General features: G+C 48.5%; 14 protein-coding genes and 1 pseudogene. 8 read left to right on the forward strand and 7 right to left on the reverse strand.

Translation table 11 applies throughout. The annotated features are described in order from the left end of the window. The first annotated feature begins 131 nt into the window (after window positions 1-131). The 7 genes from topA (at window position 132) to K6J74_RS02005 (ending at window position 6,754) form a co-directional block, all read left to right on the forward strand. Window positions 132-2,405 carry a type I DNA topoisomerase gene (gene topA / locus K6J74_RS01975; protein WP_221272236.1) on the forward strand — a complete coding sequence of 758 codons (2,274 nt, stop codon included), beginning with the start codon at window positions 132-134 and terminating at the stop codon, window positions 2,403-2,405. Continuing rightward, entirely contained in the window at window positions 2,398-3,306 is a 909-nt protein-coding gene (locus K6J74_RS01980; RefSeq protein WP_221272237.1) for a radical SAM protein, read from the forward strand. Before topA ends, K6J74_RS01980 begins: the two co-directional genes overlap by 8 nt. Window positions 3,307-3,351: 45 nt before the next feature. Then, window positions 3,352-3,948 (forward strand): nitrate reductase cytochrome c-type subunit, encoded by a 597-nt coding sequence (locus K6J74_RS01985; protein WP_221272238.1) that lies wholly within the window; start codon window positions 3,352-3,354, stop codon window positions 3,946-3,948. A gap of 32 nt (window positions 3,949-3,980) precedes the next feature. Then, complete coding sequence (locus tag K6J74_RS01990; protein WP_260321646.1) at window positions 3,981-4,391, forward strand: U1 small nuclear ribonucleoprotein; 411 nt, start codon at window positions 3,981-3,983, stop codon at window positions 4,389-4,391. A gap of 121 nt (window positions 4,392-4,512) precedes the next feature. After that, a complete protein-coding gene (locus K6J74_RS08375; protein ID WP_260321647.1) occupies window positions 4,513-4,830 on the forward strand; it encodes a hypothetical protein in 318 nt (105 codons plus the stop codon). A 166-nt stretch (window positions 4,831-4,996) separates the two neighbouring features. After that, the gene (locus tag K6J74_RS02000) at window positions 4,997-5,239 is read left to right on the forward strand and encodes a hypothetical protein (RefSeq protein WP_221272240.1); all 243 of its coding nucleotides are present in this window, start codon (window positions 4,997-4,999) and stop codon (window positions 5,237-5,239) included. 123 nt (window positions 5,240-5,362) lie between these two features. Continuing rightward, window positions 5,363-6,754 (forward strand): tetratricopeptide repeat protein, encoded by a 1,392-nt coding sequence (locus K6J74_RS02005; protein WP_221272241.1) that lies wholly within the window; start codon window positions 5,363-5,365, stop codon window positions 6,752-6,754. A gap of 352 nt (window positions 6,755-7,106) precedes the next feature. Here K6J74_RS02005 and K6J74_RS02010 read toward each other — a convergent pair whose 3' ends face one another. Genes K6J74_RS02010 through K6J74_RS02020 form a run of 3 tightly spaced genes read right to left on the reverse strand, consistent with a single transcriptional unit; the run spans window position 7,107 to window position 9,638 of the window. Continuing rightward, window positions 7,107-7,568, reverse strand: coding sequence for an S-ribosylhomocysteine lyase (locus K6J74_RS02010; protein ID WP_221272242.1), 462 nt, complete (start codon window positions 7,566-7,568; stop codon window positions 7,107-7,109). Between the two features lie 3 nt (window positions 7,569-7,571). Next, window positions 7,572-8,708 (reverse strand): cystathionine gamma-synthase, encoded by a 1,137-nt coding sequence (locus K6J74_RS02015; protein ID WP_221272243.1) that lies wholly within the window; start codon window positions 8,706-8,708, stop codon window positions 7,572-7,574. A gap of 9 nt (window positions 8,709-8,717) precedes the next feature. Beyond that, on the reverse strand, window positions 8,718-9,638 hold the full coding sequence (locus K6J74_RS02020) for a PLP-dependent cysteine synthase family protein (protein ID WP_221272244.1): 921 nt from the start codon (window positions 9,636-9,638) through the stop codon (window positions 8,718-8,720). 147 nt (window positions 9,639-9,785) lie between these two features. On the opposite strand from K6J74_RS02020, the pseudogene K6J74_RS08380 reads away from it, so the two are divergent. Continuing rightward, window positions 9,786-9,893, forward strand: a pseudogene (locus K6J74_RS08380) (Cj0069 family protein); the annotation flags it as partial. Window positions 9,894-10,110: 217 nt separating this feature from the next. Here K6J74_RS08380 and fusA read toward each other — a convergent pair. From fusA to K6J74_RS02040, 4 genes are all read right to left on the reverse strand, one after another. Continuing rightward, complete coding sequence (gene fusA / locus K6J74_RS02025; protein WP_221272245.1) at window positions 10,111-12,189, reverse strand: elongation factor G; 2,079 nt, start codon at window positions 12,187-12,189, stop codon at window positions 10,111-10,113. A 9-nt stretch (window positions 12,190-12,198) separates the two neighbouring features. Beyond that, complete coding sequence (gene rpsG / locus K6J74_RS02030; protein WP_221272246.1) at window positions 12,199-12,666, reverse strand: 30S ribosomal protein S7; 468 nt, start codon at window positions 12,664-12,666, stop codon at window positions 12,199-12,201. A gap of 9 nt (window positions 12,667-12,675) precedes the next feature. After that, window positions 12,676-13,083, reverse strand: a complete 408-nt coding sequence (gene rpsL, locus K6J74_RS02035; protein WP_015106395.1) for a 30S ribosomal protein S12 — start codon at window positions 13,081-13,083, stop codon at window positions 12,676-12,678. A gap of 175 nt (window positions 13,084-13,258) precedes the next feature. After that, a complete protein-coding gene (locus K6J74_RS02040) occupies window positions 13,259-13,444 on the reverse strand; it encodes a hypothetical protein (protein WP_221272247.1) in 186 nt (61 codons plus the stop codon). Window positions 13,445-13,516: the final 72 nt, after the last annotated feature.

Below are 13,516 nucleotides of genomic sequence, written 5' to 3' on the forward strand. Positions count from 1 at the left end.
TTGCTAATTGTTATGTCCACAACCAAGCAATGGCTGTTCCATTTTTGAGACTTGGGTTTTAAGCAATAAACCCCTTAAAAATGTTCTATAATGCAATTAATAGTTAGAAATTCCACATTAAAGAGTTTTGCATGCAAAAAAAGCTCATCATTGTAGAATCCCCCACCAAAGCCAAGACCATCGCTAACTTCCTAGACTCTAGCTACCAAGTCATCGCATCTAAGGGGCATGTGCGGGATTTAAGCAAGTACGCCATGGGGATCAGCATTCAAGAGGACAAATTTTACCCTAAGTACGCCGTGTGTAAGGACCACGAGGACATAGTCGCCCAAATCTTAAGCCTTGCCAAGAGCGCGGCGCAGATTTACATTGCCACCGATGAGGACAGAGAGGGCGAGGCGATCGGCTACCACATCGCCTATTTGATTAAAGAACAGAAAAATAAAAAAAAGAAATCCAGCGCCACCCAAGAGATCGCTGACTTGGAGAGCCAAACCCAGCAACCCACTAATAACCCCGTTTTCACCCTGCCGCGCATTGTGTTTCATGAAATCACAAAATCCGCTATTTTGCACGCCCTAGAAAACCCCAAGACCCTAGACATCTATAAAATCAACGCCCAGTTAGCTAGGCGCTTGCTCGATCGCATCGTTGGCTTTAGCTTAAGCGCGCTCTTGGCGCATAAAATCTCAAGGGGCATGAGCGCGGGGCGGGTGCAAAGCGCGGCGCTAAAAATTGTCGTGGATCGAGAAAGAGAGATTCAAGCTTTCAAGCCCATCATTTACTACAACATTGAGGGGGATTTTAAAGGCATCCACGCCAGCCTAGACACCTACAAGGGCGCAAAGGTTAAAAGCCAAAGCTTGAGAGACAAAGAAGAAGCCCTTCAAATGTGCGCCTTTCTTAAAGAGCAGAGTTATAGCGTGCAAGAAGTGGTGCAGAAAAACAAAGTCTCCCCCAGTCCCCCCCCTTTTATGACCTCCACCCTGCAACAGAGCGCATCCACAAATCTAGGCTATAGCCCCTCCAAGACCATGGGCATCGCGCAAAAACTCTATGAGGGCGTGGCAACTCCTGAGGGGGTGAGTGGGGTCATCACCTATATGCGCACAGATAGCCTCAACATCGCCAAAGAGGCCAAAGACGTGGCAAAGGACTTCATTAAAACAATCTACGGGGACAGCTACCTCCCCAAAACCCCTAAAATCTACGCGTCTAAAAACAAAGCTGCCCAAGAGGCGCACGAGGCGATCCGCCCCACGAATTTAAGCTTCACCCCCGCCTTAGCTAAGGAGTATTTAAAACCCGAAGAGCATAAACTCTACACCTTGATTTACCAACGTTTTTTGGCTTCGCAAATGGCGGACGCGCTCTTTGAACAACAAAGCGTGTCTATTGGCTGTGAAAACGCCACTTTTAAAGCCAGTGGGCGTAAATTGGTCTTTGAGGGCTATTTAAAGGTGCTGCAAGAAAAGAGCGAGGACAAACTCCTACCCCCCCTGCAAGAAGGGCAAGCCTTGCAACTAAGCCACATTAACGCCAAAGAGTGCAGCACCGAGGCTCCCCCCCGCTACTCGGAGGCCTCGCTTGTCAAAACCCTAGAGAGTCTAGGCATCGGCAGGCCCAGCACCTACGCCCCCACCATCGCCCTGCTCATCAACCGCGACTATGTCGTGCTCGAGAAAAAGCAACTTACCCCCACAGAGAACGCCTTCGTGGTGGTGGGTGTTTTAGAAAAGCACTTCACCAACATCGTGGACGCGGCTTTTAGCGCCAGTTTGGAGGACAAACTAGATGCGATCGCCAGCTCTAAAACTTCGTGGCAGCAAATGCTCATGGAGTTTTACACCCCCTTCATGCACCAAATCCAAGAGGGCAAGGAACAAATTGTCTCCCAAAAGGTGAGCGTGCCCACGGGGCTCTTTTGTCCGCAGTGCGGGGCTCCGCTTGTGGAGCGCAAGAGCCGCTTTGGGGCGTTTGTGGCGTGCAGCGCCTACCCTAAGTGCAAGTTCATCCAAGTCCCCCAAGAAAGCACAGAAGAACACCCCCCTTGTGAGAAATGCGGATCGCCCATGGTGTTTAAGAGGGGGCGTTTTGGGCAGTTCTTGGCCTGCAGCGCGTATCCTAAGTGCAAGAACATCCGCCAAGAAACCCCCAAACAAGAGGACACACTCTTTAAATGCCCCGAGTGTGGGGGGCAGATCGTGCAAAAAAGAAGCAAGAAGGGGGGTTTTTTTGGCTGCAACAATTACCCCACTTGCCACTTTTTAACCAGCTACCCGCCCATTGACAAGCCCTGCCCTGAGTGCGGGTATCTCATGGTCTATAAAGCCTACAAGAAAAAGCCCAGCGTCAACACTTGTCTAAAGTGCAAGTTCAGCGAAGAAGTGGCGCAACTTGTTTAACCCCATCTTTGGTCCGCTCAAATCCCGCCGTTTCGGGTGGTCTTTAGGCATCGATGTGTCGGGGCAAGCCAAGCAGTGCAATTTTGATTGTTTATATTGTGAGCTTGTGGCTAAAAAGCCCCAAGAGCACATGCAAGACATTTTAGCCCCTACTCTCATCTTAAACGCCCTAAAGTCCGCCTTAGACAAGCTCGAAAGCCCTTTAGATGTCTGCACCACCACCGCCAATGGCGAGCCGACTTTGTATCCGTATTTAAAAGATTTGATTGTGGGCATGCAGGGCTTGATCCCCAAAGGGGTGCAGACCTTGATTTTAAGCAATGGCTCTAGATTTGGCGTGTCTGAAGTGCAAGAGGCGTTGGTGCATTACGACATTGTCAAGTTCTCTTTAGATGCCATTTGGCCAAAGGTTTTTAGCCGTATCGATCGCCCACATAAAGATTTATCCTTAGCAAAAATCTTAGAAGGGGTTTTAGACTTTGCTCCCAAGTATGGCGGCTTTTTGGTGGCAGAGGTGCTCTTGGTGGCGGGGGTCAATGACAACCCTGCGCATATCAAGGACCTAGCAGATTTTTTAAGGCAAGTGCCCAACTTAAGGCGCATAGACTTAAGCACGATCGATCGCCCCCCCGCACACCAAGCCAAGCCCCTAGAGCCCGCTAAGTTGCAGGAATTGATGGCGCATTTCCAAGGCTTGCCCTTGAGTTTGCCTAAGCGGGTTTTAGAGCAAACCCAAGTGCCCAGCAGCAAGGAGGCGTTTTTGGAGTTATTGAGGTGCCGCCCTTTGAGCGTAGAAGAGGCGCGGTGTTATTTGAGTGCAAGGCAACTACAAGAGTTGCAAGAAATGGGGGCACTGCAAACCAAGCAGGTAGGGCAAATACATTTTTATTATCACCCATAAGGTTACTTTGATATGGTATAATCCCAAAAAACTTAAGGACATTCCATGAAAATACGCGCCTTGTTAGTGGCTGTTGTTCTTGTCGGTGGGCTTTACGCTTTAGAACACACCAGCCACAAAAAACACCAAGAGAGAACCGAGAAAGCACTGCTAAGCGACACGCAAATTGGGCTAAGAAAAGCCCCCCTAGAGAACGAACACGATCTAGAGTTGCAAGATTACAGCTTCCACAAAAACCCCCCGGGCGAGAGCCAACGCTTTGAGCGCGCCTATGAGAACGCCCCACCCATGATCCCGCATGACACTACCGGGTTGCTGCCCATCACCAAGGACAATAACCAATGTCTAGGTTGCCACATGCCCGATGTCGCTCCCACGGTGGGCGCAACCCCCGTGCCCGCTTCGCATTTGTTCGACTTTAGGCACAACCGCCCCACGCCTAACCACAGTGTGAGCGATGCCCGCTTTAACTGCACGCAGTGCCACGCTCCCCAGGCCAATGCCGCCCCTTTGGTGAAAAACAACTTCAAACCCGTGTTTAGCAATAAAAAGCTCGAGTTCCGCTCGGATTTTATGGATGTCGTGAATGTGGGGGTGAAAGATTTAAGCAAGACAAACAAAACAAAGTCAAACTCTAAATAATGACCGTCGTTAAGACTTTTCGGTGTCTAAGTATGGTTGCCTTTCTTGGGGGGTGTTGGGTGGGCGTGCCTAAGGATGTGGACGCTAAACTGCCCGACATCGACACCTTAAACGAATGCGGCGAGATGAAAAACGAGTGCGTGGGCAATAAGAATGGCGACATTGCCAAAGAGTCTAAACCCGTGCATTATGGTGCTTTCAAAAACATCTTTTTAGCGGGGGTCAAGCTTGCGCACGGCGGAAAGTTCGCCCTCTCTGCCTTGCCCCCCACAGGGGCGGGTTATATCCCCTACAATCCCATGATGTATCCTATGGGGATGTATCCAATGGGCATGTATCCTTATGGTCTATATCCAATGGGAATGTCTCCAATGGGCATGTATCCTATGGGGATGTATCCTATGATGAGTGCCATGCCCATGATGTATGGTCCTTGGTGGTGAAAGACCAAAGGTTTTTTATCAAAGCCGTGGACTTTTCATCTGCCTTATGAATCTCAAGTTTGAGTCTTAAGAAAGCCTTTGTTTCGCCCAAAGCTTTTAGAGGGGTTTTGAGTGGGCTCTGGTGCTGAACAAGTGGAGCTTTTGGATTTTAAAAGCCACGCTTTATTACCCTACAACTTTTATTAAAATTTTAGCAAATGTAAAAAGGTTATCCATGTCCTTAAAATATGTCAATGGTGGGGTTATGAGAGTGAATCATAAAAACCACCTGGATGCTTACTACACCAAACCTAAAATTGCCAAACAACTTTTCAACACGACTCAAAAAATCATTGCCAAATACGAAAACCTAGACAAATACACTTGGCTAGAGCCTAGTGTGGGGGAGGGGTGTTTTTACAATCTCCTGCCTGAATCTAAAATTGGGTGGATTTTTTGAGAAAAAGGCAAACTTCTATCTCTCCAGCACCTTTTTTAAACAAACCGCTGTTGTGCCTGACTTCTCTCAAGTGAACTACAAAAGCGGAGTCGCCATTATCTATCACGAAAGCGCCCCCAAAGATAAACTAGACACGCTTTTTTAAACGCTAATTAAGGATCGGTCCATGCAACAAGCACACAACAACCTAAGTCAAGAGCTTAAAGCCACTAAACGCGCCCACAGATTGTTTTTATCTGTGTTGGAGGATATGGGGGGTGATTTAACCCCCTTTAAAGAAGAGTTAGAAGACTTAAGCACCAAGTTTAACCAACTCTTAGACACACTTGCCACTTTTGGCAAATCTTTAGAAAACATCTACAACCAAGGCGTAGAGGACGATACAGAGTTAGAAAACTCTCTAGCGTGATTTAAAAAACTCAAAGTCAAAACAAACACGGCTTTAAATGCACTAAGATCGAGTACAGAAAGCACCCAAGCCCTAGAGCAAGCTAACATTTTATCTAAATCCTTAGAGGATTTAGAAAATTTATTGCAAACTTTGCAAGAAAGCCACGCAAATTTATTGCAGGGCACTAACCAAAACCCCACACAAGCAACCCAAACAGAACAAGCCCCACAAACAACACAAACAACCCAATCTTCAAATACCCCTGAAGTTAAACCTTTATGGAAATACGGCGCAAACACCCTGCAAGCCTTTAAAGATTATATGCAAGCCAAAGACTTGGGGAGTGCTGGGGCTTGGCTAGAATTAGGCAAGATGGCAGTGGAGGGCATTGTGCTATATCCGGATAATAATGTGGCCATGCGTTGTTTTGAAAAAGCCATAGAGTTAGGCTCCGTGCAGGCAATGGTGGAGCTTGGAAAAATTTATATGGAAAATGGAGACACGCAAATAGTGGAATATGGGAGTGGGGAGGTGTTAGAGGGGGTCGTTGTAGAAAGGGGGCTTTCTAGTTGCGAGGATGAGATCGACCCTGATGTTGAAAGCTACAAAGAGTTTTTAGAACATTGCCATGTGTTTGCCGACAAAAAGGTGCAAAATTGTCACCAAAAAGCCAAAGAGCTTTTTGAAAAGGCAGGGGAGCTAGGTGAAGGGCGGGCTTACCGCCATTTGGGCGAGTTGTACCGCCGATACAATAATTTTGGCGAAACAGATGAGGGTTCTAAAGCCAAATCTTACGAGTATTACAAAAAGGCAGTAGAGTTATTCAAACGCCAAGCCAAGCAGGGCGACACAGAAGCGTGGGCTGAGATGGGGCAAGCCTTTGTCAATCGACTTCGGCTGGCAAGCAAAGAGGATCAGGAGTACGAAGATGAGAGTTTGGTGGAAAAAGCCATAGAGGCGTTTCAAAAGGCAATAGACCTTGATTGCCATGTCGGGTGTTATTATTTGGGGCAATTTTATACCTACATTAGATGTTTTAATGGGCATGAGAGCGAGCAAGAGGAGCAAAACTCTATCCAAGCCTATAAAAAGGGCATCCAACTAGGGAGCGGACTTTGCGCGAGACAACTTGTGTTCGACCACGCCACACGAGGGTTTAACCCCCTTACGCTCGCTTTCACGGAGGGCAAATCCAAGCCAGAAATCATACAATTTTATTATTTTGAAGCGTTCGACCAAGCCATTAAGTGGCTTAAAATGGCGGTGTCTTATCGGCATTACAAAGCCTTACTCGATCTTTTGGAATACCTAGCCACCCAGCCCTACCTAGCCAAAGAATACGGCTTTGAGGAGGAGGAGCAAAAACGCTTGAATCAATACAAACGGGACTATGACACTTACCGCAAATTCACTAGAGAATTAGGTCCTAAACATTGGCACTTTTACTGCAGTTCTGGAGGTGTCTTTAACCCCAAAGGGTTTTTAGGGCATGGCGTGAGTGCTTGGCGTTTGCTTACGGGCACTTTGTCCTAAGTTTAGCAAGCCACACTAGGGTGCGGTGTGGGCTCTTTTAGCACTAGCAAGTGCTTTTTGGAGTTTACAGCACATACATAAAGGGGGTAGCTCCCCCACAGCCCATAAAACCACCCATAAAAGATTCTAAATAAACTAATCTTAACAACGCACTAAGTTTAGTTAATTTGATAAATGATTTAACCACCCACCTAAAGCACATCACTCCAAACCCCCTAATTAAAAGGGTGTAACGCCCCCTCAACCCCCTAGAAAGGCTAAGTCAAAAAACTTGAAAGAGGCTAAAAACCATCTTTATTGAATTGAAGACAACCACTCCATTTAAAAGTGGCTCAATTTTACAGGCATTGCTCTAAACCCCCACATCCTCCCACTCTGCGCGTTTGGCTAAAAACTCCCTAGCTAAACCTTGTGCGCCCTCTAAAGAGTGGCTAGCCGCCCAGCCGCATTGGATTTCATTACACGCGGGCACTTCCTTAGCCTGCAGCACATCGTGCATGGTTTTCTCCAACAAGTCTAAAATCTCGGCGCGGTTGTCGTGGTTTAAGACCATCAAATAAAAACCCGTTTGGCAGCCCATGGGCGAGAAATCCAAGACATAGTCGGCATGGTTACGGATTAACTCCGCCACCAAATGCTCTAAAGAGTGTAGGCTTGGCATGTCCATATGTGCCTTGTTGGGCTGTTTTAGGCGCACATCGTATTTAACGATCACATCGCCCCCAGTACCCACCTTGCGCCCCGCCACCCGCACATAGGGGGCTTTGACTTTTCTATGGTCTAAATTAAAACTTTCTACATTGGCTTTTTTCATTGGCTATCCTTTCAATGCTTGCTCTAAATCTTCGATCAAATCCCCTATATCCTCAATGCCTACTGAGAGGCGCACCAAACCATCGGTAACCCCCGCTTTCAAGCGTTGCTCTTTGGGGATACAAGCATGCGTCATTAAGGCAGGCACGCTCACCAAACTTTCCACCCCGCCCAAACTCTCCGCAAGGGTAAATATTTTCAAGCCCTCGATAAACGCCGCCGCCCTACTTTCATCCTTGAGCGTAAAAGAAAGCATGCCACCAAAGCCGCGCATTTGGGTTTTAGCGAGGGCGTGGTGGGGGTGGTTTTCTAACCCGGGGTAATAGACTTTTTGCACTCTAGGGTGAGCTTGTAGAAACTTTGCCACACTTAGGGCATTTTTCTCATGCGCTTGCATGCGCACGGCTAGGGTCTTAATGCCCCTTTGTATCAGCCAGCTATCTTGTGGCCCTAATACCCCCCCAATGGCGTTTTGCAAAAAACCGATTTCTTGGGCTAGTTTTTGGCTATTTGTGGTTACAAGCCCAGCCACCACATCGCTGTGTCCACCTAGATACTTAGTCGCGCTGTGCACCACAATGTCCGCCCCCAAGCTTAAAGGGTTTTGTAAATAGGGAGTGGCAAAGGTGTTGTCCACAATGCTGATAAGCTTGTGCTCTTTAGCAAGGGTGGCGCATTTTTGAAGGTCGGTGATTTTTAAAAGTGGGTTGCTGGGGGTCTCTAAATAAAGGGCTTTGGTGTTGCGCTGAATAGCCGCCTTAATTTGCGCCGGGTCGCTGCTATCAATTAAGGTATAAGTGAGCCCCGTTTTAGACATCACTTGGTTAAAAAGCCTAAAAGTGCCCCCATAGACATCATCACCCAGCAAGACATGATCCCCGCTTTGAAAGAGTGCAAGGGTGGCATGGATGCCCGCTAGCCCTGAAGCAAAAGCAAAGCCTTTTACCCCTCCCTCTAAAGCGGCGATCAACTCCTCTAGAGCAAAACGGGTGGGGTTGCCTGAGCGCGAGTATTCATAGCCCTTGTGTTGCCCGACTTTTTCTTGGTGGTAAGTGGAGGTTTGGTAAATGGGCACACTCACCGCCCCCGTGGCCGTATCCTCGCTAATGCCGCCGTGGATGCATTTGGTTTGTAAGCGCATGGTTGTCCTTTAAGTGTTGTAGATTCCCTTAGACAAATAGCGATCCGCCTTGTCGGGGAAAATCGTTAAAATGTGGCTCTCTTCAGGTAGCCTTTGTGCCTCCCTTAAAGCCGCCGCAAAAGCCGCCCCGCTGGAGCTGCCCACTAAGAGCCCGTGTTTTTTAGCAAGCTCCCTTGTGTAAAGAAAGCCCTCTTCATCGCTAATGGTTTCAAAGCCGTCAATGCTTAGGTCTTTAAAAAAGGGGGGGATAAACTCCACCCCGATGCCCTCAATTTCATGCGGGTGCTCCTTGCCCCCGTTTAAAATCGAGCCCTCGGGTTCTACACCCACCAAGCGGATATGCGGCATTTTCTCTTTAAGGTAGGTCGCCACGCCCGCAAAGGTCCCCCCGCTGCCAATCCCGGCTACAAAGCTGGTGATTTGTGTGCCCAGCTCGCTAAAAATTTCGGGGGCCAGGCTGTGGATGTAGGCCTTGGGGTTAGCAGGATTTTCAAATTGTAGGGGTAGGTAGCTGTGCTTAACCTCTTGAGCGAGCTCTTTAGCTTTGGCAATCGCCCCTTTAATGCCCTCTTGGCTAGGCGTGTTGATGACCTTTGCCCCTAGGGCTTTCATGAGCTGTTGCTTTTCTAGGCTGAATTTCTCGGGCACGACGAAGATGGTCTTTAATTTATGCTCTAGAGCCACAAGGGCTAGGGCGATGCCCGTGTTGCCGGCGGTGGGCTCTATGATCGTGGTTTTCTCTGTGATAAGCCCCGACTTTAGCCCCTCGGCGATTAAATACTTAGCTAGGCGGTCTTTCACGCTCCCGCCCGGGTTTAAATGCTCTAATTTGGCGTAAATGCACGAGTTTTTAGGCAGGGGGTGGTCGTGGTGGGTGAATTTAAAAAGGGGGGTAAAGCCGATGAGTGCGCCCATTTGTTGGACTAGCATGCACTTCCTTAAAGTTGGCAATAAGCTTCATTGTAGCTTTATAACCTTATTTTAAGCTCAAGTGGGGGGATTTGTAAAGGTTTCATGCCTTCCATTTGTTACGATACAAATTAAAAAAGACTCTCCCTAAACTTTGGCTAAGGGCGAGTGGAACATAGAGAGCTGGGTAAATTTATGGACTTTTTGTGAAAAAATCTAGTCGGGGACAATGGCATGCTAGTGGACATGACTTTCTTGCCCCGCATTAAAGAGGGATTTAACAAGCGAAGAGATGTCTTAGAGTTTTTAGTAGGTTTTTGCAAGTCTACAGATCTGCTGACAAATGCTTCCATGCACTACACGATGCCATGTTTATAAACCAGAGGATATACGAGAATTGCTGATCCAATAGCTTATACTAGAACATAGGGCAAAACGCCCCATATAAACACCATTGCCGACCACAAATAACCCTATGTTTAGAGATGAAGTTTTACCCCTTCCTTTTCTCCACAATCTCTTTAGCGATGTTGGCGGGGACTTCGCCGTAATGGTCGAACTCCATAGAGTAAGTCCCCCGCCCTTGGGTGGCGGAGCGCAAGTCAGTGGAGTAGCCAAACATTTCCACTAAGGGCACGAAAGCATTCACGATTTTAAGCCCTAAGCGATCGTCCATCGCATTGATTTGCCCTCTGCGGCGGTTTAAATCCCCGATCACATCGCCCATATACTCTTCAGGCACTTCCACCTCTACCTTCATCATGGGCTCTAAAAGCACGGGGTTTGCCACACGGCAAGCCTCTTTAAACGCCATAGACCCGGCGATTTTAAACGCCATTTCCGACGAATCCACTTCGTGGTAACTGCCATCGTAAAGCGTTACTTTAAAATCCACGACAGGGTAGCCGGCAAGCACCCCACTTTGCATCGCCTCTTGGATGCCCTTATCCACAGCCGGGATGTATTCTTTGGGGATCACGCCCCCGCTGATCTCATTGACAAACTCATAGCCGGTGCCGGGTTCTTTAGGCTCAAGCTTGATGAAGACATGCCCGTATTGCCCCCGTCCGCCAGATTGTTTGGCGTATTTGTGCTCTTTTTGCACCGCACTGCGGATCGTTTCTCTAAAGGCGACTTGGGGTTGGCCCACTTCCGCCTCCACTTTAAACTCGCGTTTCAAACGATCCACGATGATTTCAAGGTGCAATTCACCCATACCGCCGATCAAGGTTTGCCCGGTTTCTTCTTGGGTCATCACCCTAAAGCTGGGGTCTTCCTCAGCAAGTTTTCCTAAAGCCACGCCCATTTTTTCTTGATCAGCCTTGGTTTTAGGCTCTACGGCAATGTGGATCACGGGCTCAGGGAACTCCATGCGTTCTAAGATCACGGGGTCTTTTTCACTGCAAAGGGTGTCGCCGGTTAAAGTGTCTTTCAAGCCCACAAAGGCGCAAATTTCGCCGGCATAGACTTCTTTAATGTCCTCTCGCTTGTTGGAGTGCATTTTTAAGAGCCGCCCCACGCGTTCTTTTTTGTCCTTCGTGGAGTTGTAAATGTAACTGCCCGACTCCAAATTGCCCCGATATACCCGCACAAAGGTGAGTTGCCCCACGAAGGGGTCGGTCATGATTTTAAAGGCAAGCCCGGCAAATTCGCCCGCATCCCCACTTTGCACATGGACTTCTTCCTCGCTTTTAGGGTCCACGCCTTTAATGTCGGCCACTTCTGTAGGGGCGGGTAGGTAGTCGATCACCGCATCTAGCAAGGTTTGCACGCCCTTATTTTTAAAAGATGAGCCACAGAGCATGGGGATTAAGGACATGTTCAAGCACCCGGTTTTAATGCCCTTTTTGATCTCTTCTTCACTGAGTGCCTCGCCGGCTAGATATTTTTCCATCAAGGCTTCGTCTTGCTCGGCAACCGCTTCTAAGAGTTTGTCGCGGTATTCTTGGGCTTTGGCTTGCAAGTCGCTAGGGATGTCCTGCACTTCGTATTTTGCCCCCATCGCCTCGTTGTTCCAAATGATCGCCTTCATGGCAACAAGGTCGATCACGCCGATGAAGGTGTCCTCCGCGCCGATGGGGATGTTGATGGGCACGGGGTTGGCTTTTAGGCGTTCTCTAATTTGGTTTTCTACATTGTAGAAATTCGCCCCAATGCGGTCCATTTTATTCACAAACACAATGCGGGGCACGCCGTATTTATTCGCCTGTCGCCACACGGTTTCGCTTTGGGGTTGCACCCCACCCACAGAGCAGAACACGCCCACAGCCCCGTCCAGCACCCGCATGGAGCGCTCGACTTCGATCGTGAAATCCACATGTCCGGGGGTGTCGATCAAGTTGATTTGGTGGTCTTTCCAAAAGCAAGTGGTCGCGGCGGAGGTGATGGTGATCCCTCTTTCTTTCTCTTGCTCCATCCAGTCCATCGTGGCCGCGCCGTCGTGCACCTCGCCGATTTTGTGGCTCACGCCTGTATAAAACAAAATCCGCTCGGAGGTCGTGGTTTTGCCCGCATCGATGTGGGCGGCGATGCCGATGTTTCTAATTTTTTCTAAAGGGGTTTTGCGTGCCATTTGCCCCCCTTACCAGCGGTAATGGGCGAAGGCTTTGTTCGCCTCTGCCATTTTGTGGATGTCCTCTTTTTTCTTAAATGCCGCCCCTTTGTCGCTGGACGCGTCCATCAGCTCATTAGCGAGTTTATCCACCATCATGCGCTCGTTGCGTTTTCTAGTCGCCTCTAAAATCCAGCGGATGGATAGGGATTGCTGGCGGGCTGGGCGCACTTCTACAGGGACTTGGTAAGTCGCCCCCCCCACACGGCGGGAGCGCACCTCTACTAAAGGTTTGACATTTTCTAACGCCTTTTCAAAAACCTCAATGCCCTTTTCTCCGCTCTTTTCCTCGATTTTATTCAAGGCGGCGTAAATGATTTTTTCTGCCACGCTGCGTTTGCCGTCATACATCATTTTGTTGATGAATTTCGTCACAACCTTGCTGTTGTAGACGGGATCGCCCAACACTTCCCTAATGGGTGCTCTTTTTCTTCTCATCTCTTCCCTTTACTTTTTCTTCTTGTCAGTCCCGGCTGCGGCCCCGGCTTTGGCTTTTTTCGCCCCGTATTTACTGCGTGAAACCGTGCGTTTATTCACGCCAGCTGTGTCTAGTGCCCCGCGTACGATGTGGTATTTCACCCCGGGCAAGTCTTTCACCCTACCGCCCCTCACTAACACGATGGAGTGTTCTTGCAAGTTATGCCCCTCCCCGGGGATGTAGCTGATCACTTCAAATTTGCTTGTGAGGCGCACTTTGGCAACTTTCCTCAAAGCGGAGTTAGGTTTTTTAGGGGTGGTGGTGTAAACCCGTGTGCAAACCCCCCTTCTTTGGGGGCACTCAACCAAGGCGGGGGACTTGGTTTTTTTAAGGATTTTTTTCCTTTCCTTCCTGATGAGCTGGTTTATGGTTGGCACTCTTGTCCTTTATCGTAATTTTTGCATGATAAAAGGGTTATTATAACCTAAAAAATCTTTAATGCGTCTTAGTCTACTTGAAGTGCAAGTGGCGGATGAGCTCCTTGTTCTCGTTGATGTGGGCTTTGACCTTGTCGATCTACTGTTGGATGGTCTGTAAATCCTGCAAACTCTGCTAGGCGATGTTCTTCATTTGTTGCGACTGCGTGCCTAGAGTCGCCATAACCTTACTCAGCTCACCCAAGCTAGCGTTGTTTTCATTTAAGGAGTCTAACACAGCCTTAGACGCCCCCTCGATGTTTTTCACCGCCCCATTCATAGAAGAAAAGGCGCTTTGGATTTCCTCTAAGCGTTGTTGCACATTATTCGATGCTCTTCTACCATTCTTGAATTTTGTTCTAAGCATCAGCTTGCACACATTTACCCTTAGCTG

Origin of the sequence: Helicobacter sp. NHP19-012, assembly GCF_019703325.1 — a bacterium.
Classification (GTDB): Bacteria; Campylobacterota; Campylobacteria; order Campylobacterales; family Helicobacteraceae; genus Helicobacter; species Helicobacter gastrofelis.